Below are 20,462 nucleotides of genomic sequence, written 5' to 3' on the forward strand. Positions count from 1 at the left end.
TCCCCCGACTGCCCGGTGCTCCCGTACGGACCGGGCGGCGGCTGGTTGAAACTCATGCTGGGGTTCCCCCTCTGTGCGCGGACAGGCAGCCGCGCCTACTTGATCTCCTGCCGGACTTCATCCCGGATCTTCGCAGTCTTCTCGGCGAGCTGCTCAAGGGGGATGGGCTGACCACCGCGCGGTGTAGGCATCGAGACGTAACCGATGGCACTGGAGTCGCCCCACATGCACGTGCTGGCCGTCGACGTCATGGAGGTGCCCGCGATGGACAAGGTGACCTTGACGGCCTTGCACTTCATGACCGCACCGTCGAACCCGCTGGGCGAGTACTCGGTCGCGGGTGGCGATTCCACCTTTGCGCCAGAGGACCTCTGCTGCTTCTGCTCCATCTCCAAGAACGTCTTGTCGACGGCCCCCTGCGGGTCAGAGACCTTCCCGTAAATACCGGCTACACCCAGCGGTGCTTTTTGGCCATTGAGGTAGCGACCACCGACGGACTTGCCGTCCGTAATGCCCATGGCCTTTGCATCCTTGTCGTTGGCCAGGCTTTTTTCCTCGTCCGAGCCCTTGCCCTCCTGCTTCGTGTACTCACCGCCCAGCAGCGTCTTGGGCAGGGCGATCTTGTACGGTGCCACGTCGCCGCCAGGCCCGAAAGCGAAATACGCGCCCACGCCGATCGCCGCCACGACCGCCACCGCGCCGATGATCAGGGCGGTCTTCTTGCCGCCGCCCGAGGGGGCCGAGGGAGGCGGCGGCACCTGGCCGCCGTACGGGGCCTGCTGGCCGTACTGGGGCGGCGGGGGCTGCTGGCCGTACGCGGGCTGGGCGGGCTGCTGCTGCGGGTAGCCGTAGGGCTGCTGCGGGGGACCTGGCCGCCCTGCTGCGGGTAGCCGTAGCCCGGCTGGGGCTGCGGCTGTCCGTACGGTCCGGGCTGCGGCTGGCCGTACGGGCTCGGAGGCGGCTGGTTGTAACTCATGGACGGTTCCCCTCGTGGCTGCCGGTGCTGATGTGCTGATGTTGGTTGCTCCACGACATCCTGTATGACGGCACCGACAGCCCAAGCGCTGGGGCCCAAACCGATTCGAGACTGCTACATCCGCGCCCGTACACTGAGCGTCGTGACCGAGAACACTCAGCAGAGCCCCGACAGCGGGCCGAACAGCACCCCCACACAACTGCCGACCCAGTACGCGCCGGCCGAGGTAGAGGGGCCGCTGTACGAGCGCTGGGTAGAGCGCGGTTACTTCGAGGCGGACGAGAAGAGCGAGAAGCCGCCCTACGCGATCGTCATCCCGCCGCCCAACGTCACCGGCAGCCTTCACCTGGGGCACGCCTTCGAGCACACCCTCATCGACGCCCTCACGCGCCGTAAGCGCATGCAGGGCTACGAGACGCTGTGGCAGCCCGGCATGGACCACGCCGGCATCGCCACCCAGAACGTCGTCGAGCGGGAGCTGGCCAAGGAGGGCGTCTCCCGCGACGACCTGGGCCGCGAGGCGTTCGTGGAGCGGGTGTGGAAGTGGAAGGCGGAGTCCGGCGGGCAGATCTCCGGGCAGATGAAGCGCCTGGGCGACGGTGTGGCCTGGTCGCGCGAGCGGTTCACGATGGACGAGGGCCTGTCCAAGGCCGTCCAGACCATCTTCAAGCGCCTGTACGACGACGAGCTGATCTACCGCGCCGAGCGCATCATCAACTGGTGCCCGCGCTGTCTGACGGCCATCTCGGACATCGAGGTGGAGTACCAGGACGACGACGGCGAGCTGGTCTCGATCCGGTACGGCGAGGGCGATGCGTCCATCGTCGTGGCCACCACCCGCGCCGAGACGATGCTCGGTGACACCGCGGTCGCCGTCCACCCCGAGGACGAGCGCTACGCCCACCTGGTCGGTACGCAGATCGAGCTGCCGCTGACCGGCCGCCGTATCCCCGTCGTCGCCGACGAGCACGTCGACCCGGAGTTCGGCACCGGCGCGGTCAAGGTCACCCCGGCCCACGACCCCAACGACTTCGAGATCGGCCGCCGGCACGACCTGCCGAACCTGACCGTCCTGGACGAGCGCGGCATGATCACCGCGCACGGCCCCTTCGCGGGCCTGGACCGCTTCGAGGCCCGCTCGGCCATCGTGGCCGCGCTGCGCGCCGAGGGCCGGATCGTCGCCGAGAAGCGCCCGTACACCCACTCCGTCGGCCACTGCTCGCGCTGCAAGACCACCATCGAGCCCCGGCTGTCCATGCAGTGGTGGGTCAAGGTCGGCCCGCTGGCCAAGGCCGCCGGTGACGCGGTGCGCGACGGCAAGGTCGCCATCCACCCCAAGGAGATGGAGTCCCGCTACTTCGGCTGGGTCGACAACCTCCACGACTGGTGCATCTCGCGTCAGCTCTGGTGGGGTCACCGCATCCCGGTCTGGTACGGCCCGAACGGCGAGGTCGTGTGCGTCGGCCCGGACGAGGAGCCGCCGTCCGGCGAGGGCTGGACGCAGGACACCGACGTCCTGGACACCTGGTTCTCCTCGGGACTGTGGCCCTTCTCCACCCTGGGCTGGCCCGAGAAGACGCCCAGCGTCGAGAAGTTCTACCCGAACTCCGTCCTGGTCACCGGCTACGACATCCTCTTCTTCTGGGTCGCCCGGATGATGATGTTCGGCCTGTACGCGATGGACGGCACCCCGCCGTTCGGCACGATCGTCCTGCACGGCATGGTCCGGGACGAGCGCGGCAAGAAGATGTCCAAGTCCTTCGGCAACGCGGTCAACCCGCTGGACTGGATGGACGAGTACGGCTCGGACGCCGTCCGCTTCACCCTGGCCCGCGGCGCCAACCCGGGCGTGGACGTGCCCATCGGCGAGGACTGGGTCCAGGGCTCGCGCAACTTCGCCAACAAGATCTGGAACGCCACCCGCTTCGCGCTCATGAACGGCGCGACGGTCCAGGGCCCGCTGCCGGCGCCCGAGGAGATGTCGGCGGCCGACCGGTGGATCCTCTCCCGGCTCAACACGGTCGTCGCCGAGGTGGACGCGTACTACGACGACTACCAGTTCGCCAAGCTCTCGGACGCCCTCTTCCACTTCGCGTGGGACGAGGTCTTCGACTGGTACGTGGAGCTGTCCAAGACCGTCTTCACGGCGGGCGGCCCGGCCGCCGACGTCTCGCGCCGGGTGCTCGGCGAGGTCCTGGACGTCACGCTGCGGCTGCTCCACCCGATCGTGCCGTTCGTCACCGAGACCCTGTGGACCGCGCTGACCGGCGGTGAGTCCCTGGTCGTCGCCGACTGGCCGGCCGACTCCGGCTTCCGGGACGCGGCGGCCGAGCGGGAGATCGGGACGGTTCAGCAGGTCGTCACCGAGGTCCGCCGGTTCCGCTCCGACCAGGGCCTGCAGCCCGGCCAGAAGGTCCCGGCGCGCCTGGACCTGGCGGGTACGGACCTGGTGGCCCACGAGGCGGCGATGCGTTCGCTGCTGCGCCTCCAGCCGGCCGGCGAGGACTTCACCGCGACGGCCTCGCTGCCGGTCGCGGGCGCCACGGTCGCCCTGGACCTGTCCGGCGCCATCGACGTCGAGGCGGAGCGCAAGCGGCTGACGAAGGACCTGGGCGCCGCCGAGAAGGAGAAGGCGCAGGCGAGCGCGAAGCTCGGCAACGAGGCGTTCCTCGCCAAGGCGCCGGAGCCGGTCAAGGACAAGATCCGCAAGCGGCTGGAGACGGCCGAGGCGGACATCGTCCGGATCACCGCGCAGTTGGCGGCGCTGCCCAAGGCGTAGCCGGCGGCCCCTGCGGGTTCTGCGGCCTCTGCGGCCCCTAGGGGTTCAGCGGCATCTGCGGGATCCGCGGATCTTGTGGGGGAACGCCCCACGCAGGCCCCTCGTCCGTACGGGCGGGGGCCTGTGCCCTTCTTCCCGGTCTCCCCGGTCTTTCCAGTCTTGCCGGTCTTCCCGGTTCCGTTCCGCCCCTTGTCCCCGGCCCGGCCCGCGTCCGGGGCCGCGCCCGCGTTCCCGTACGGGCCACAGCAGGACGTACGCGGTCGAGACGGCCACGAAACCCAGGCGGATCAGCCCGCGGGCCGAGTCGTCGGGGACGGCGAAGACACTGCCGTACAGGATGAGCAGCGCCAGCCAGCTCCACCAGGGCACGAGCCGGCGCTGCCCGATCACGTCCCACAGCAGCGTGCCCAGCAGCACGGACGCGGTGTAGTACGTGTAGACGCTGGGGTCCAGGACGATCCGGGCGTTGGCGCCCAGCAGCACCACCGCCGCCCAGCGCCCGCGCCACACGGCCGCACAGCCCAGCGCCAGCCCCAGCGCGGCCTGCGCGGGCCGGTCCCAGCCCGGTGTCTCGGGGTCGCCGACGCCCAGCCAGCGCAGCGCGGAGGCCGGGTGGTTGGGGATGGTGAACTTCGCCGCGGCGAAGGAGTCCGGGGCGCCGACGAAGAACGGCAGCCAGGCGAGCGCGACCAGGCCCGCGCACCACAGGGCGGCGCGCAGCCACTTCTCCCTCGGGAGCGCGAGCAGCAGCGGCGTGAAGGCCAGCGCGGTCGGTTTGGAGTCCATCGCCAGGGCCAGGAAGACGCCGGTCAGCGCCGCGTTGCCGCGGGTGAGGGACCGTACCGCCAGGGCCGTGAAGAACAGCGCGAGGACGTCGTCCAGATGCCCGAAGCGGACCGAGACCTCGATCCACATGGGGATGAAGGCCAGCCCGGCTATCAGGACGCGCTGCCGCAGCCGCTGGTGGTTGAGGCCGGTGCCCAGGTAGTGCTCGGCGGCGCTGCGGCCGGCGAGCACCAGGACGACCAGGCCGAGCACCGACATCAGGGCCGCGGACAGGAACTGTCCGGTGTGCTCGGGGAAAGGGTTGAACAGGCCCGCCACCAGGAAGCTGATCGGCCCCATCTGGAGCTCGGGGTGGTGGGCGTAGAGGTTGAGCCCGCCGGTGCCGTCCCCGGAGGAGCCCTGGTAGATCAGCTCCCCGCCGGCGCGCAGATAGTGCCAGGAGAACCCGCCGTTGGGTTCCACCACGGCGAACCACAGGACGGTCCACGCGGTGAGCAGCACCAAGTGCATCCGCTGACTGATTGCCGGCACGCTGCTTCGCTCCCGCTTTTCGCATGGTCGGTTGCGCCTGATACGCCGGGAGCCCGATCGCGGAGCCCGCCATGGAAGAGGGGTAAGACCGGGGGAAAGTTGTGTGAGGGCAGTGGTTCGAGAGGGAAATCACTTCCGGTGGTGCGGTGGAGTGCCGTGCTCGTATCGCTGTGCCGCGCCGCGTTCTGATGTCGACGGCGAGGTGGACGTCCCGGTCCGCGCCGCCAAGGGTGTCTACCCCTCCCGTGTGGACAAGGCGCAGACCGCCCTGTCGGGCGTCGGCCAGTTCGACGATCGGGCGACGCCGCTCCAGATGGCGATGGCGCCTCGGTCATCGCCGACGACGGTGAGCTGATGACTCCCCGCATGGTCGACTGACTCCCCGCATGGTCGACAAAGTGACAGACGGCGGCGGCAACACCATCGAGCGCGTGGACTCCACGGCGTACGGCAGGGCCATGTCCGGGCGCACCGCCGAGCAGCTCCGGTCGGCGATGGGAACCGTGGAGGACAACGACGCAGCGCGCAACGAGATCTCCGGCAACGTTGCGGGCCGCGCCGGTCGCTCGCGCCATGATGAAGGCGGCGCTGCGCCCATGAGAAGGCCGGTGGCCGGCCGGGTCACCGGACGGGTCACTGAGCGGGTCACCGCCCGGTGCGCCTTCCGGCCACCGGGCCCGGGCCGGGGTGACGCAGCGAGGCCGCTGTCAGCGGTCCCTCGTAGACTGGTCCGCGTGAGCGAGCGCCCCCAGAACGACGAGCCCGACCCGATCTCCGACCCGGCCGACACCTTCAAGGAGATGGTCCAGGCCGAGACCAGCAGGGACCCCGACCTCGCGGTGATCGAGGCCGGCAGCCGGACGCTGCGCGCGCACGCCGGCCCGCCGCAGGGCGACGGCGTGCCCGCCCGCCCCGCCGACCCCGAGGTCGACCGCGCGCTGCGCGAGGTGGAGGCCGAGCTGGCCGGGCGCTGGGGCGAGACCAAGCTCGACCCGTCGGTGCGCCGCATCGAGAAGCTGATGGACGTCCTCGGCTCGCCGCAGCGCGCCTACCCTTCCATCCACATCACCGGTACCAACGGCAAGACCAGCACGGCCCGCATGATCGAGGCTCTGCTGACCGCCTTCGACCTGCGTACGGGCCGCTACACCAGCCCGCACGTCCAGTCCGTCACCGAGCGGATCAGCCTGGACGGCGCGCCGGTGAGCGCCGAGCGCTTCATCGAGACCTACCGGGACATCGCTCCGTACGTGGAGATGGTCGACGCCCAGGAGGAGTACCGCCTCTCCTTCTTCGAGGTGCTCACGGCCATGGCGTACGCGGCCTTCGCGGACGCGCCGGTGGACATCGCGGTCGTCGAGGTCGGCATGGGCGGCACCTGGGACGCCACGAACGTGATCGACGCGGGCGTCGCCGTGGTCACCCCGATCTCCCTGGACCACACCGACCGGCTGGGCAGCACGCCCGAGGAGATCGCCGGCGAGAAGTCCGGGATCATCAAGAAGGACGCGACGGTCGTGCTGGCCCAGCAGCCGGTGGACGCCGCCTCCGTCATGCTCAGGCGCGCCGTCGAGGTGGACGCCACGGTCGCCCGCGAGGGCATGGAGTTCGGGGTGCTGACCCGCGAGGTCGCCGTCGGCGGGCAGATGCTGACCCTGCGCGGCCTGGGCGGCGAGTACCCGGAGATCTTCCTCCCGCTGTACGGCGCCCACCAGGCGCACAACGCCGCGGTGGCGCTGGCCGCCGTCGAGGCGTTCTTCGGCATCGGCTCGCAGCACGCCCGCACCCTGGACATCGACACCGTGCGCGCCGCCTTCGCCTCCGTGGCCTCACCCGGCCGCCTGGAGGTCGTACGGCGCAGCCCCACCGTCGTCCTGGACGCGGCCCACAACCCGGCGGGGGCGCGGGCGGCGGCCGAGGCGGTCACCGAGGCGTTCGGTTTCAGCCGTCTCATCGGAGTCGTCGGCGCCAGCGGCGACAAGGACGTCCGCGGTCTGCTCGAAGCGTTCGAGCCGATTTTCGCGGAGGTCGTGGTGACCTGTAACTCCAGCCACCGCGCCATGGACGCCGACGAGCTCGCGGCGGTCGCCGTGGAGGTCTTCGGCTCCGAGCGGGTGCAGGTCGAGCCGCGCCTGGACGACGCCCTGGAGGCGGCGATCACCCTGGCCGAGGAAGAGGGCGAGTACGCGGGAGCGGGTGTCCTGGTCACCGGCTCCGTGATCACGGTCGGCGAGGCCCGGCTGCTGTTGGGGAGGGGCTGAGCCATGCGCACCCTGTGTGCCAGCACGCTGATCGGTGAGTTCTTCGTGATCGGCTTCGCCGGTCTGGTCGCCATGCAGACCTCGGACGTGCCCACCGCCACGGTCTGGACGGTGAGCGGTATCGCCATGCTGCTGTCGGTGCTGCTGTGCGGCATGCTCACCCGCCCCGGCGGCGTCCAGCTCGGCTGGGCCCTGCAGATCGCGCTGAACGCCAGTGGTTTCGTCATCCCGACGATGTTCTTCCTGGGCGCGGTCTTCGCCGGTCTGTGGTGGTGCTCGGTGCACTTCGGGCGCAAGGTCGACCAGGCGAAGGCCCGCTGGGCGGCACAGGCCGAGGCGCAGCCGCAGTCGCCCGGCGCCGGGGCCGAACCGGCGTGATCCCGCCGGGCCCGGCGCTCGGTGCCGGGCCCGCCGTCGACGCCCCGCCGGTGCCCGCAGCCGCGGGCCGGCCCGCGCGCTCCCGTCCGCCGAGCGCCACGGTCCACTCCGCGAGCCCCCGCGATCCCGCCGCGCGCCCCCGCGCCCCCGTCCGCCGGGTGCCCCGCGCGACACCGCGTACGGCCCGGTCACGACGCCCATGTAGCTTTGGTGCACCGCTGACCGTCCCAAGCACACAAGGAGCCCCTCCGTGAGCCAGCGCACGCTCGTCCTGCTCAAGCCCGACGCCGTACGCCGCGGCCTGATCGGCGAGATTCTCGGCCGCATCGAGAAGAAGGCGGGCTGGACGATCAGCGCGCTGGAACTGCGCTCCCTGGACCGCGCCATCCTGGAACAGCACTACGCCGAGCACGTCGGCCGCGACTTCTACGAGCCGCTGGTGGCCTTCATGTCCTCCGGCCCGGTCGTCTCCCTGGTCGTCGAGGGCGAGCGGGTGATCGAAGGCGTACGGGCGCTGGCCGGCCCGACCGACCCGATCAAGGCGCCCAGCGGCTCCATCCGTGGCGACTTCGGGACCATCACCCGGGAGAACCTCATCCACGCATCGGACTCCGAGGAGTCCGCCGAGCGGGAGATCAAAATTTTCTTCCCCCATTTCTCCTGACGGCCCATCGGCCCCGAACCCCCTCGTGACCAGGGGCGACCGACAAATCCTCGGTCGCCCTTCGGCATATGCGGCGCAATCAGGGGAACGCATCCACGCGACACGACGTCCCATTGAGGGGGGCGGGTAGGTCTTCCGCCGACAATGGCGGAGGAACCTCGCACCGTGTTCGAGTGGGCGCCACCGCGCGACTACGATGGAAGCTCCCGCGCCTTACAGCGCATCACACCTGCCGACCTCAAGTAAGCATTCGCTCCAGTTGGGAAGGCCAGACGTATCCTCATGGGGAACAACATGTCGTTCATCGGCCGTGACATGGCTGTCGACCTCGGGACCGCCAACACGCTGGTGTACGTCAGGGGTCGTGGGATCGTCCTCAACGAGCCGTCGGTCGTGGCCATCAACACCAACACCGGCGGCATCCTCGCGGTGGGCGCCGAGGCCAAGAAGATGATCGGCCGGACCCCCGGCAACATCGTCGCGGTCCGCCCCCTGAAGGACGGGGTGATCGCCGACTTCGAGATCACCGAGCGGATGCTCCGCTACTTCATCCTCAAGATCCACAAGCGGCGGTACCTGGCCCGTCCGCGTGTCGTGGTGTGCGTTCCCTCCGGCATCACGGGAGTCGAGCGCCGTGCCGTCATCGAGGCGTCCACCCAGGCCGGTGCCCGTCAGGTGCACATCATCGAGGAGCCGATGGCCGCCGCGATCGGCTCCGGCCTGCCGGTCCACGAGGCCACCGGCAACATGGTCGTGGACATCGGCGGCGGTACGACCGAGGTCGCCGTCATCTCGCTCGGCGGCATCGTGACGGCGCAGTCCATCCGTGTCGCGGGCGACGAACTGGACAATGCGATCATCCAGCACATCAAGAAGGAGTACAGCCTCCTGCTGGGCGAGCGCACGGCCGAGAGCATCAAGATCACCATCGGTTCGGCGTACGACCTCGAACAGGACGAGCACACCGAGATCCGCGGCCGGGACCTGGTCTCCGGTCTGCCCAAGACCGTCGTCATCTCGGCGGCCGAGGTCCGCAAGGCCATCGAGGAACCCGTCAACTCCATCGTGGACGCGGTCAAGACGACCCTGGACAAGTGCCCGCCGGAGCTCTCCGGCGACGTCATGGACCGCGGCATCGTGCTCACCGGCGGCGGCGCCCTGCTGCGCGGCCTGGACGAGCGCCTGCGCCGCGAGACCGGCATGCCCATCCACATCGCCGAGGACCCGCTGGACTCCGTCGCACTGGGTTCCGGCAAGTGCGTCGAGGAGTTCGAAGCACTCCAGCAGGTACTGGACTCCCAGCCGCGCCGCTGAGGAAACCCGGTCTGCCGTACGGGTGATTCCACCGCCGCACGGCAGATCGCTGATATACAGGCACAACGCCGAAACGAACACGCTGCGCACAGCTCACCGCCGAGCACGGCACGGCTCACCGCCGGGCACGGCACACAAGCGCCGCCCGTACGAGATCCGTCACCGGCCCGTACGAGCGGCGCACACAAAGGCACAACGAAAAAGGCACAACGCTCACTCTCCCCAGCGAGACCGGCGCGGGCCCGCGGCCGGCCGGTCCTACGAGGAAGGACACGGCCGCCGCACGTGAGGGACACACGAGAGAGCCGGCTGCTGCTGGTGCTGCTGGTCGCGATCGCGTTCGCGCTGATCACGGTGGACATCCGCGGCGGCGAGCAGTCCCCGCTCCATGGCGCCCGGCAGATCGCGGCCTCCGCCTTCGGGCCGGTCGAAAACGGTCTCGCCGGCGTCGTCGACCCGATCGGCAACGCCGTGGGCGCCGTACGCGACTCGGGTGAACGCCACACCCGCATCAGCGAACTGGAGCGGGAGAACGCCCTGCTCAAGGCGAAGCTCGGGTCCTCCGACCGCAACCGCAACCGCGCCGCCGAACTGGACAAGATGCTCAAGAGCGCCGGCGCCGGCCAGTACGGCATCAAGGGCGCCCAGGTCATCGCCATCGGCGCCGCCCAGGGCTTCTCCTGGACCGTCACCATCGACGCCGGCGCCCGCGACGGCATCACCCGCGACATGACCGTCCTGAACGGCGACGGGCTGGTCGGCCGGGTCACCACCGTCGGCCCCGGCACCTCCACCGTCCTGCTGGCCACCGACCCCGACTTCACCGTCGGCACCCGCATGGAGAAGACCAACGAGATCGGCTTCGCCAACGGCCAGGGCGACCGCTCGCTGCGCGTCCAGCTCCTCAACGGCAAGGCCGACGTCAAGAAAGGCGACCGCCTGGTCACCTTCGGCTCCAGCGCCGACAAGCCCTTCGTCCCCGGTGTCCCGGTCGGCGAGGTCGTCAAGGTCGAGCCGTCCAACGGCGACCTGACCCGCACCCTCCAGGTCCGCCCGTACGTCGGCTTCACCCAGCTCGACGTCGTCGGCGTCGTCGTCCAGCCGCCCCGCGAGAACCCCCGCGACGCCGTCCTGCCGCCCAGGCCCGCCAAGCCCAGGCCGACGCCGACGGTCACCGTCACGGCCACGCCCTCCGCGAGCGCCACCCCCAGGAGCTGACCGATGCGCATCAACCGGATCCTGCTCTCCACCGCGCTGGTCCTGGTGGCCCTGGTCGTCCAGGTCAGCGTCCTGGCGCGGCTGCAACTGCCCGGCGCCGTACCGGACCTGCTGCTCCTGGTCGTCCTGGGCCTCGCGCTCGCCTACGGGCACGTCGGCGGCGCCCTCGTCGGCTTCGGCGCCGGCCTGCTCGCCGACCTCGCGCCGCCCTCCGACCACGCCATCGGCCGCTACGCCCTGGTCCTGTGCGTCATCGGCTACCTCGCCGGCCTGACCCGGCCCGAGAACGGACACCACCGCTCGGTGGCCGTACCGCTGATGGTCGTCATCGGCTCCGCCATCGGCTCCACCCTGCTGTACGCGGTCGTCGGCTCCCTCGTCGGCGACACCGCCGCCCGCCATGTGGGCCTGGCCGGGCTGCTGTTCAGCGCCACGCTCTACGATCTGCTGCTGGCTCCCTTCGCCGTGCCGGTGGTCATGGCACTGGCCCGCCGGTCGGAGAACGATCCGCTGGCCGCGGACGGAGCCGCCCAAAAGGGTGGTCCGTCCAAGGGCCGCGACGGCGCCTACGGCTGGATCAGCCCCGGCAAGGGACTGAAGGCCAGCCGTACGATCCGTACGTCCAAGGTGGCCCGGATCGGCGGCCAGCGCGGCGGACTGCTCGGCAAGTCGGCCCGTAACAAGGCCGGCCGCATCAAGGGGGTCAAGCGACTGTGAGGCGGCAACCACCCAACGGCGACGGCGACCACGAGGGGCGGCGGTGAGCAACATCCCCGAGACCGGACGGACCTCCCGCGTCAGGATCCGCCTGATCGCCATTCAGATCCTGGTCTTCTCCCTGCTGCTCACCCTCGGCGGCCGGCTGTGGTACCTCCAGATCCGCAACGGCCAGGAGTACGCCGCCGAGGCCCGCAGCAACCACGTCCAGCAGGTCGTCCAGCCCGCCACCCGCGGCTCCATCCTGGACGCCCGCGGCGTCCCGCTGGCCGACAACCAGACCCGCCTGGTCGTCTCCGCCAGCCGCACCGAACTGCTGAAGATGAAGGACGGCGGCAAGGCCGTGCTCGGCCGGCTCTCCCAGGTCCTTGGCATGTCGCAGCAGGAGATCCGCAACAAGGTCCGGCTGTGCGACGCCAAGACCCCCCAGCCCTGCTGGAACGGCTCGCCCTACCAGCCCATCCCGATCACGGACGAGGCCACCACCCAGCAGGCCCTCCAGATCCGCGAGCGCTCCGAGGACTTCCCCGGCATCAGCGCCGAGCCCACCGCCGTACGCCGCTACCCCGCCCCCGGCAAGGCCAACACCGCACAGGTCCTGGGCTACCTCTCGCCCGTCACCGACGCCGAGATCGAAAAGGCCAAGAACACCCGCTCGCCCCTGCTGCGCGCCGACCAGATCGGCCGCTCCGGCCTTGAGCGTACGTACGACAGCGCGCTGCGCGGCAAGGCGGGCGTCACCCGCTACGAGGTCGACAACCTCGGCCGGGTCATCGGCAAGGCCAAGAGCGACCCGGCCGTCCCCGGAGCCAACGTCGTCACCAGCATCGACGCCCGCGTACAGGCCATAGCGGAACGGGAGCTGGACCAGGCCATGAAGGACGCCCGCAAGGAGTTCGACAAGAACACCGGCCGCAACTACAAGGCCGACGCGGGCGCCGTGGTGGTCATGGAGAACAAGACCGGACGCATCATCTCCATGGCCTCCAACCCCACCTACGACCCCAACGCCTGGGTCGGCGGCATCTCCGGCAAGGACTACCAGAAACTCACCGGAAAGGACTCCAACTACCCGCTGCTCAACCGCGCCATCCAGGGCCAGGCCGCCCCCGGCTCGATCTTCAAGGTCATCTCCACCTCGGCGGCCGTCAACGCCGGCTACGACTTCAACGGCAACTACGACTGCTCCAGCTCCTTCAGCATCGGCCGCCAGGTCTTCAAGAACTTCGAGTCCAAGAGCTACGGGCCGATCAGCCTGGGCCGGGCCCTGGAGGTCTCCTGCGACACCGTCTTCTACGGGCTGGCCTACCAGCAGTGGCAGAAGGACGGCGGCAACGACCCCAAGAACCCCAAGGACTGGTTCTACCGGACCGCGCACCAGTTCGGCCTGGGCAAGGAGACCGGCATCGACCTGCCCAACGAGGTCACCGGCCGGGTCCCCGACCGCCGGTGGAAGCAGGCGTTCTGGAAGGCCAACAAGGACGTCTGGTGCAAGGAGGGCAAGAAGGGCGGCGACTACGTCCAGCAGCTCTCCTACGAGAACTGCCTCGAAGGCAACCGGATGCGCGCCGGTGACTCCGTGAACTACTCCATCGGCCAGGGCGACACCCTCGTCACGCCGATACAGATGGCGACGATCTACTCGGCCATCGCCAACGGCGGCACCCTGTACAACCCGACCGTCGGCAAGGCCGTCATCAGCGCCGACGGCAAGAAGATCCAGCGGATCCAGCCCAAGGCACACGGCAGGCTGCCGGTGACCTCCCGCACGCTGGCCCAGATCGACAGCGCGCTGGCGGGCGTGGCCACCCGCGGTACCGCCGCCTGGCGCTTCCAGGGCTGGCCGCAGGACAAGATCCCCATGCACGCCAAGACCGGTACGGCCGAGGTCCACGGCAAGCAGACGACGTCGTGGTTCGCGACGTACACCAAGGACTACACCGTCATCATGACCATCGCCCAGGGCGGTACGGGCTCCGGCGCCTCCGGACCCGCCGTACGCAAGATCTACGACGCGCTGTACGGCGTGGACGACAAGGGCGCCATCGACCGGAAGGCGGCCCTGCTGCCGCAGCCGGAAACCAGGCTCCCCAAGATCGAGAGCGACGGCCAGATCCAGGCCCAGCCGGTCAAGCCGTACGTACGGCCCTCGCCGTCGTCCTCGGCGCAAGCGGAAAGGCCCGTCCGGTGAGCGGCACCCCCACCTCCCGTACGTACGCCATCCGCCGCTACTCCCCGGAACTGGGCACCTGGGGCAAGCTCACCGCGCGCGACTCCACCGTCCGCCGCCTGGACTGGATACTGCTCCTGGCGGCGCTGACGCTCTCGCTCATCGGCGCGGTGCTGGTCTTCTCCGCGACCCGCAACCGCACCGAGCTCAACCACGGCGACCCGTACTACTTCTTCCTCCACCACCTGCTGAACACCGGCATCGGACTGGCCCTGGCCGCCGGCACGATCTGGCTCGGCCACCGCACGCTGCGCGGCGCGATCCCGGTGCTCTACGGCCTGTCCGTGCTGCTCGCCCTGCTCGTCCTGACCCCGCTCGGCGCCACGATCAACGGCTCGCGCTCCTGGCTGGCGATCCCCGGCGGCTTCTCCCTCCAGCCCGCCGAATTCGCCAAGATCACCATCACGCTCGGCATGGCGATGATCCTGGCCGCCCGGGTCGACGCGGGTGACCGGCCGCACCCCGACCACCGCACCGTCGTCCAGTCGCTCGGCCTGGCCGCGATCCCCGTCGGCGTCATCCTCCTGATGCCCGACCTCGGCTCGGTGATGGTCCTGGGCGCCATCGTCATGGGCGTCCTGCTGGCCTCCGGCGCGTCCAACCGCTGGATCCTGGGCCTGCTGGGCACCGGCGTCGTCGGCTGTCTGGCCGTATGGCAACTGGGCCTGCTGGACGACTACCAGATCGCCCGGTTCGCCGCCTTCGCCAACCCCAGCCTGGACCCGGCGGGCGTCGGCTACAACACCAACCAGGCCCGGATCGCCATCGGCGGCGGCGGCCTGACCGGCTCGGGCCTCTTCCACGGCAGCCAGACCACCGGCCAGTTCGTCCCCGAGCAGCAGACCGACTTCATCTTCACCGTCGCCGGCGAGGAGCTGGGCTTCCTCGGCGCCGGTCTGATCATCGTCCTGCTCGGCGTGGTCCTGTGGCGTGCCTGCCGCATCGCCCGTGAGACCACCGAGCTGTACGGCACGATCGTGGCCGTCGGCATCATCGCCTGGTTCTCCTTCCAGGCGTTCGAGAACATCGGCATGACCCTGGGCATCATGCCGGTGACGGGACTTCCGCTGCCCTTCGTCTCCTACGGCGGCACGTCCATGTTCGCCGTCTGGATCGCCATAGGACTTCTGCAGTCCATCCGCGTCCAACGCCCGGTATCGGCCTGAACCGTGCGCCCGGCCCTGCCGGTCCGCGTACCCCTCCTGGGATGCGCGGACGGCATGAACCAGTAAAGTATTCGCTCATGTCGAAGCCCGATGAGCTGCTCGTCGATATCGCCTCCAGGGTGGAGTCGGAGCGCAGCAATCAGATGTCTCTCACCGTGGTGGTCCAAGGAGCCGTCATCACCGGACGGCTGGCTCCCGAGGCCGTGTGGCACCAGCGTGTGGCCGAGGTGCTGGAAGGGTCGGAGCGGCTGGGGGCGTTCTCCGCCCTCTTCAGCCACCCCGCGGGGAAAACCGGCGCGCCGGAAGGCGACGAGCCGCCCACGCACCTGCATTTCCATGTCGCGCGCATCCTCCAGGGCAGCATCGGCATTCCCGAGACCGGCGGAATGTACCGCGTCGCCATCAAGGATGTGGGGGCGTGGACGGTGGGTGATTTCAGCTACTCCGACCACTGAAGCCGGTCACTGCCGGGGGCGTCGGTGCTGTCCCGGTCGCGACCACGGAAGACAGCCGCCCGGCCGGGATGTCCCGGCCGGGCGGTTTTTCGCGTTCGGCCATCACCTTCGGCCTTTGCGTACGGCCTTTGCGTGCGGCTTTTTGCATACGGCCTTGGCGTGCGGCCGTCGCTTCGGGTACGGGCCCCGGCCCCGGCCCCGGGCAGGTCTTATGGGCCCGGGTCAGGCCGCAGGGGCCAGGCGCGCCTGGCCGAACAGCAGCGCGTACCCCTCGGGAAGCTGGTGCAGGATGCGGCGCAGCAGGCCGGGGTCGATGTGGCGGGTGAGCACGGTCAGGACGGAACCGGCGTCCCAGCGGGCCGTGGCCTCGGTGGCGCCGTCGACGCCGGACGCCTCGGCGAGGGCGCGGGTGAATTCACCGGCGGTCAGCGGCTGCGGCGAGGGAATCTGTGAGACGAACGCGACGGCGGCCTCGTCGGGGAGCAGGCGGGCGAGTTCGACGCGTTCGTCACCGACCAGTTGCCGGCCCAGTGCCGCCAGTACGTCGTGGACGACCCGCTCGGTCATCCGCTCGGTCGGGTAGCGACCCTCCTTTTTCACCGCCTTGACCAGTTCGTCATACCTCATGACAGCCTCCCGATGCGGGGCGGAGTGGCACGGATCTCTCCTTCCGGATCATGACTGCGCCCGGAACCTTAATCGAGTGGACTACAGTTGTCTACTGTGACGAGTACAGTTTTTCGCCATGCGGCACAGTAGGTGTGCTGCCCTCCTCGGCCCTGCCGTCACCGTTCGCCGTTGTGCCAGGCAAGGCGCGTTGGAGGGTCCGCACTCTTGCCGGGGCCTGGCGGGGCTTGTGGGCATCAGCGAAGGTACGGGGGCATCGCGAGGGTGCCGCGGGGGCGTCGAGAGGGCCCGCGGCGGCGAAAAATCTATCGCGACGGACGTAGACAATCGCATGCGTGGCCCCTAGGCTCGTTCCTGTAGCCAAGTGACAGCACAAGGCCGGTGTACGGCGTCGGCAGATGGTGTTGAATTTCTCGGGGCCCTGGTGCCGTACGGTGCCGGGGCCCTTGGCACGTCCGACCGACGAAGAAGAGGTGCGATGACTTCAGAGCCCCAGCCGCGCTCCACCGACAAGCTCGATGACGACGACTACCCCGCCTACACCATGGGCCGCGCCGCGGAGATGATCGGCGCCACCCCGGCCTTCCTGCGGGCCGTGGGCGAGGCCCGGCTCATCGCCCCGCTGCGCTCCGAGGGCGGCCACCGCCGCTACTCCCGCCACCAACTGCGCATCGCGGCCCGCGCCCGCGAACTCGTCGACCAGGGCACGCCCATCGACGCCGCCTGCCGCATCGTCGTCCTGGAGGACCAGCTCGCCGACGCCCGGCGGCTCAACGAGGAACTGCGGCGCCCGGGCGCCGGAACGGACCGGCCGGCCGACGCGTGAGGCGCCCGCGGCGCCCGGGCGCCGGCCCCTGGGACGCACCGAAGCACCCACGCGTCGGCCCCCGGACGCGTCCGCACGCCGGGGGCCGACAAAGCGATGAAGCGACAGGGACGCGAGGCGTCAGGCTGTCTGCTGCAGAGCGCGCAGAGAAGCGGTGAGCTGGTCCACCTCCTCGGAGGTGTTGTAGAGGGCCAGGGACGCCCGGGCCGCACTCTCCAGCCCGTAGTGGGCCAGGGCCGGCTGGGCACAGTGGTGGCCGGCGCGGACGGCGATGCCGTCCCGGTCCAGCCAGTCGGCGACGGTGGCCGGGTCGTGCCCGGCCAGGGTGAAGGTCAGTACGGCGATACGGTCCGGCGCGGTGCCCAGGACCCGCAGGCCCGGGACGGTGGCCAGGGCCTCCATCGCGTACTGCATCAACTGTGTCTCGTACGTGGCGATGGCCTGACGGTCGAAGGACGTCAGCCAGTTGAGGGCGGACAGAAGGCCGACCACGCCCGCGATGTGTCCCGTACCGGCCTCGAAGAGGTGCGGTTCGGGGCGTAGTCGGTGCGCTCGAAGGAGACCGAGTCGATCATGTTGCCGCCGCCCTGCCACGGCGGCATGGATGCCAGCACCTCCGGCTTCCCGTACAGCGCGCCGATCCCCGTGGGGCCATAGAGCTTGTGGCCGGAGAAGGCGTAGAAGTCGGCGTCCAGGGCCTGTACGTCCACCGGGAAGTGGGCGACCGCCTGGGCGCCGTCGATCAGCACCTTGGCCCCGTAACGATGGGCCAGCGCCGTCATCTCCTCGACGGGCGGCACGGTGCCCAGGACGTTGGAGGCGTGGCTGATGGCGACGAGCTGGGTGCGGCTGGACAGCCGGTCGGCGTAGGCCGCCTGGTCGATCTGACCGTCCGGCAGCAGCGGCAGCGGGACCACCCGCGCGTGCCGTTCGGCGGCGAGCATCTGCCACGGCACGATGTCGGAGTGGTGTTCGAGTACGGGGACCAGGATCTCGTCACCCGGCCCGATGTTGGCCTTGCCCCACGTCTGCGCCACGAGGTTGATGGCCTCGGTCGTACCGCGTACGAAGACGATGTTGTCGGGCGAGGCCGCGCCCAGGAAGTCGGCGGTCGCCGCCCGGCCCGCCTCGTACGCCTCGGTGGCCTCCCGGGCCATGGTGTGGGCACCGCGGTGGATGTTGGAGTTCATCGCGCCGTAGAACGCGGCGAGCGCCTCGATCACCTGACGGGGCTTTTGGGTGGTGGCCGCGTTGTCCAGCCAGACCAGCGGGCGGCCGTTCACGGTCCGGTGCAGGATCGGGAAGTCCTGGCGGGCCGCGTCGGGGGAGAAGGCCCCGGACGCCCGGGTGCCGGCGGTGGCCGGCATGCCGGAGGCGGTCGGCAGGCCGGCGGGCATGCCCGAAGCCGCGTCGGCGGGCATGCCGGTGGGAACCCCGGAGACCGTCCCGGTCGGCATGCCGGTCGGGGTGGCGGGTACGGCGGGCGCGGTGGGTACGGCGGCAGCCGCCGGCACACCCGGCACCGCGGTCATGCCCGGCACCGCGGTCATGCCCGGCACCGCGGTCATGCCCGGCACCGCGGTCATGCCCGGCACCGCGGTCATGCCCGGCACCGAGGGAACTCCCGGGACGGCGGGAACGCCCGGAACCGAGGGGGTCGTCGGCAGGCCCGGGACCGACATCATCCCCGAGACGTCGGACATGCCCGGGACGCCCGGTGCGCTTGGTGAACCCGGCACGCCCGGTACTCCCGGTACTCCCGGTACTCCTGGCACCGCCGGCACGCTCGCCGCGCCCGGAACCGACGGCATCCCCGGCATCCCTGGTATCCCCGGCATCCCCGGCATCCCTGGTAGGCCCGGGACCGCCGGAGCATCCGCCGTGCGTCCCTCCGGGCCCGTACCCGTCCCCAGGCCCGTACTCGTCCCCGGACCCGTACCCGTGCCCCTGCCCGTAACGTCAGGAGTAGTCATGGTAGTTGGACACCTCGACGTTCTGCAGTACGGCGATGGCGTCCTCGACCAGGACCGCGGTGTTGAAGTACGCCGTCACCAGGTACGAGGTGATCGCCTTCTGGTCGACGCCCATGTTCCGTATGGACAGGCCCGGTTCGGCCTCGTCGGGCACCGACGCCGGGCGCAGGCCGACCACGCCCTGCTCGGCCTCGCCGACCCGCATCAGCAGGATCTCGGTCGTACCCGCTCCGTTCGGGCCGGTGATGCCCACCTTGTCCGAAGGCAGCAGCGGCACTCCGCGCCAGGTCAGCAGCGGGCTGCCGAACCGGCTGTCCGTCACCGGGGGCACACCCCGGCGGGTACATTCGCGGCCGAACGCGGCGATCGCCCTGGGGTGCGCGAGGAAGTACGCGGGCTGCTTCCAGACCTTGGCCAGCAGCTCGTCCAGGTCATCGGGCGTCGGTGCACCGGTGCGGGTTTGCACCCGTTGCCCTGGTGCAACGTTGTTGAACAGCCCAAACTCCGGGTGGTTGAGCATCATCGCCTCTTGGCGCTCGCGCAGCGCCTGTACGGTCAGGTTGCTCTGCGCGCGGGTCTGGTCGATGGGCTGGTTGTAGAGATCGGCGACCCGGGTGTGCACCCGCAGCACGGTCTGGGCCAGGCTCATGTGGTACTCGCGCGGGGTGTCCTCGTACTCCACGTACGTACCGGGGAGGGCGGGTTCGCCGACGTGGCCGGCGGCCAGGTCGATGGGAACCTCGGCCCCGGCGGGGGGCGTCTGCCCGGAGCAGTGGGCCTCCAGCGCGCCGCGCACGCCCTCGTCGCGCTCCGTTATGCGCTGCAGTGCGCCGCGCTCGATGCACAGCGCCACGCCGGGAGTCAGGGCACGCAGGCAGTAAGGCAGCGGCTCGTTCTTCGACCAGGCGTCCAGGTCGAAGAACTGTCCGTCGCCGACGATCTCCAGCAGCGCGTCCTCGCCGTACCGGCCGGTGACACGCTTCTCCACGCGCCCGCGCACCAGGATCCACAGCCGGTCCGCGGGGTCGCCCTCCGAGGCGAGCAACTGTCCGCTCTCGAAGGTGACCTCGGTGGCGGCCTGCGCCAGTTCGCGCAGCGCTTCCTCGTCGGCCTGGCGCAGGTAAGGAACCTCGCGCAGGTCCTCGGGGACGATGCGGTGGCTGCCCTCCTCGGTGTACGTGCTGATCCGGTCGTCGCCCAGGATGAACGTACGGCGGCGGTTGACCCGGTAGACGCCGGCCTCGACGTCCACCCAGGGCAGCGCGCGCAGCAGGTAGCGCGGGGTGATGCCGCGCATCTGCGGGCTGGTCTTGGTGGCGGTGGCGAGCTGCCGTGCGGCATCGGGACTCAGCGACAGGCGATCACTCATCGTGACTCCTCATCAAGAGGCGTGGGCTCCGGCCGTCCGGGGCACACGGGTGGATGACGGCCCGATCGTCCGAGGGGCCCGTGCCCGCCACAAGACGGCCTTTGTCTGGACCAGGCCGGAAACGCACCACGCGCACGGCACGCCACACTGTGCGGTGACAAACGTTTTGTGACCCCTGGGCCCATGGCCATG

At 70.3% G+C, this 20,462-nt stretch carries 18 protein-coding genes; 12 read left to right on the forward strand and 6 right to left on the reverse strand.

What is annotated here, in order from left to right:
- Positions 1–95: 95 nt before the first annotated feature.
- Entirely contained in the window at positions 96–758 is a 663-nt protein-coding gene (locus tag KGS77_RS24030) for a hypothetical protein (protein ID WP_347404525.1), read from the reverse strand.
- A 360-nt stretch (positions 759–1,118) separates the two neighbouring features.
- Here KGS77_RS24030 and KGS77_RS24035 point away from each other — a divergent pair, with 360 nt between their 5' ends.
- Positions 1,119–3,755, forward strand: a complete 2,637-nt coding sequence (locus KGS77_RS24035; protein WP_242585055.1) for a valine--tRNA ligase — start codon at positions 1,119–1,121, stop codon at positions 3,753–3,755.
- Positions 3,756–3,800: 45 nt separating this feature from the next.
- On the opposite strand, the gene KGS77_RS24040 is transcribed toward KGS77_RS24035, so the two are convergent.
- A complete protein-coding gene (locus KGS77_RS24040; protein ID WP_242587653.1) occupies positions 3,801–5,051 on the reverse strand; it encodes a hypothetical protein in 1,251 nt (416 codons plus the stop codon).
- A 172-nt stretch (positions 5,052–5,223) separates the two neighbouring features.
- Here KGS77_RS24040 and KGS77_RS24045 point away from each other — a divergent pair, with 172 nt between their 5' ends.
- The 10 genes from KGS77_RS24045 to KGS77_RS24090 all read left to right on the forward strand — a co-directional run bounded on the left by KGS77_RS24045 (position 5,224) and on the right by KGS77_RS24090 (position 15,475).
- Positions 5,224–5,427 carry a hypothetical protein gene (locus tag KGS77_RS24045; RefSeq protein WP_242585056.1) on the forward strand — a complete coding sequence of 68 codons (204 nt, stop codon included), beginning with the start codon at positions 5,224–5,226 and terminating at the stop codon, positions 5,425–5,427.
- A gap of 379 nt (positions 5,428–5,806) precedes the next feature.
- Positions 5,807–7,333 carry a folylpolyglutamate synthase/dihydrofolate synthase family protein gene (locus tag KGS77_RS24050; RefSeq protein ID WP_242585057.1) on the forward strand — a complete coding sequence of 509 codons (1,527 nt, stop codon included), beginning with the start codon at positions 5,807–5,809 and terminating at the stop codon, positions 7,331–7,333.
- 3 nt (positions 7,334–7,336) lie between these two features.
- Positions 7,337–7,711 carry a DUF4233 domain-containing protein gene (locus KGS77_RS24055; RefSeq protein WP_242585058.1) on the forward strand — a complete coding sequence of 125 codons (375 nt, stop codon included), beginning with the start codon at positions 7,337–7,339 and terminating at the stop codon, positions 7,709–7,711.
- Between the two features lie 250 nt (positions 7,712–7,961).
- The gene (gene ndk, locus KGS77_RS24060; protein ID WP_242585059.1) at positions 7,962–8,375 is read left to right on the forward strand and encodes a nucleoside-diphosphate kinase; all 414 of its coding nucleotides are present in this window, start codon (positions 7,962–7,964) and stop codon (positions 8,373–8,375) included.
- 294 nt (positions 8,376–8,669) lie between these two features.
- Positions 8,670–9,689, forward strand: a complete 1,020-nt coding sequence (locus KGS77_RS24065) for a rod shape-determining protein (RefSeq protein WP_003985182.1) — start codon at positions 8,670–8,672, stop codon at positions 9,687–9,689.
- Between the two features lie 285 nt (positions 9,690–9,974).
- Positions 9,975–10,907, forward strand: a complete 933-nt coding sequence (mreC, locus tag KGS77_RS24070) for a rod shape-determining protein MreC (RefSeq protein WP_242585060.1) — start codon at positions 9,975–9,977, stop codon at positions 10,905–10,907.
- A gap of 3 nt (positions 10,908–10,910) precedes the next feature.
- Positions 10,911–11,624, forward strand: coding sequence for a rod shape-determining protein MreD (gene mreD / locus KGS77_RS24075; RefSeq protein ID WP_242585061.1), 714 nt, complete (start codon positions 10,911–10,913; stop codon positions 11,622–11,624).
- Positions 11,625–11,667: 43 nt separating this feature from the next.
- Positions 11,668–13,815: a penicillin-binding protein 2 gene (gene mrdA / locus KGS77_RS24080; protein WP_242585062.1), complete on the forward strand. Its 2,148-nt coding sequence runs from the start codon at positions 11,668–11,670 to the stop codon at positions 13,813–13,815.
- 29 nt (positions 13,816–13,844) lie between these two features.
- Entirely contained in the window at positions 13,845–15,020 is a 1,176-nt protein-coding gene (gene rodA / locus KGS77_RS24085) for a rod shape-determining protein RodA (protein ID WP_242587654.1), read from the forward strand.
- A 77-nt stretch (positions 15,021–15,097) separates the two neighbouring features.
- Positions 15,098–15,475, forward strand: coding sequence for a hypothetical protein (locus KGS77_RS24090; protein WP_242585063.1), 378 nt, complete (start codon positions 15,098–15,100; stop codon positions 15,473–15,475).
- A 222-nt stretch (positions 15,476–15,697) separates the two neighbouring features.
- Here KGS77_RS24090 and KGS77_RS24095 read toward each other — a convergent pair whose 3' ends face one another.
- Positions 15,698–16,102, reverse strand: a complete 405-nt coding sequence (locus tag KGS77_RS24095; RefSeq protein ID WP_242585064.1) for a DUF2267 domain-containing protein — start codon at positions 16,100–16,102, stop codon at positions 15,698–15,700.
- A gap of 478 nt (positions 16,103–16,580) precedes the next feature.
- Here KGS77_RS24095 and KGS77_RS24100 point away from each other — a divergent pair, with 478 nt between their 5' ends.
- Positions 16,581–16,928, forward strand: coding sequence for a MerR family transcriptional regulator (locus KGS77_RS24100; protein ID WP_242585065.1), 348 nt, complete (start codon positions 16,581–16,583; stop codon positions 16,926–16,928).
- Positions 16,929–17,048: 120 nt separating this feature from the next.
- Here the strand turns inward: KGS77_RS24100 and KGS77_RS35060 are convergent, their stop codons facing one another.
- The 3 genes from KGS77_RS35060 to KGS77_RS24115 form a co-directional block, all read right to left on the reverse strand.
- Entirely contained in the window at positions 17,049–17,420 is a 372-nt protein-coding gene (locus KGS77_RS35060) for an aminotransferase class V-fold PLP-dependent enzyme (RefSeq protein ID WP_347404526.1), read from the reverse strand.
- On the reverse strand, positions 17,387–18,631 hold the full coding sequence (locus KGS77_RS35065) for an aminotransferase class V-fold PLP-dependent enzyme (protein ID WP_347404527.1): 1,245 nt from the start codon (positions 18,629–18,631) through the stop codon (positions 17,387–17,389). Before KGS77_RS35065 ends, KGS77_RS35060 begins: the two co-directional genes overlap by 34 nt.
- A 256-nt stretch (positions 18,632–18,887) precedes the next feature.
- On the reverse strand, positions 18,888–20,270 hold the full coding sequence (locus KGS77_RS24115) for a family 2B encapsulin nanocompartment shell protein (protein ID WP_242585066.1): 1,383 nt from the start codon (positions 20,268–20,270) through the stop codon (positions 18,888–18,890).
- Positions 20,271–20,462: the final 192 nt, after the last annotated feature.

Origin of the sequence: Streptomyces sp. MST-110588, from assembly GCF_022695595.1 — a bacterium.
GTDB lineage: Bacteria > Actinomycetota > Actinomycetes > Streptomycetales > Streptomycetaceae > Streptomyces.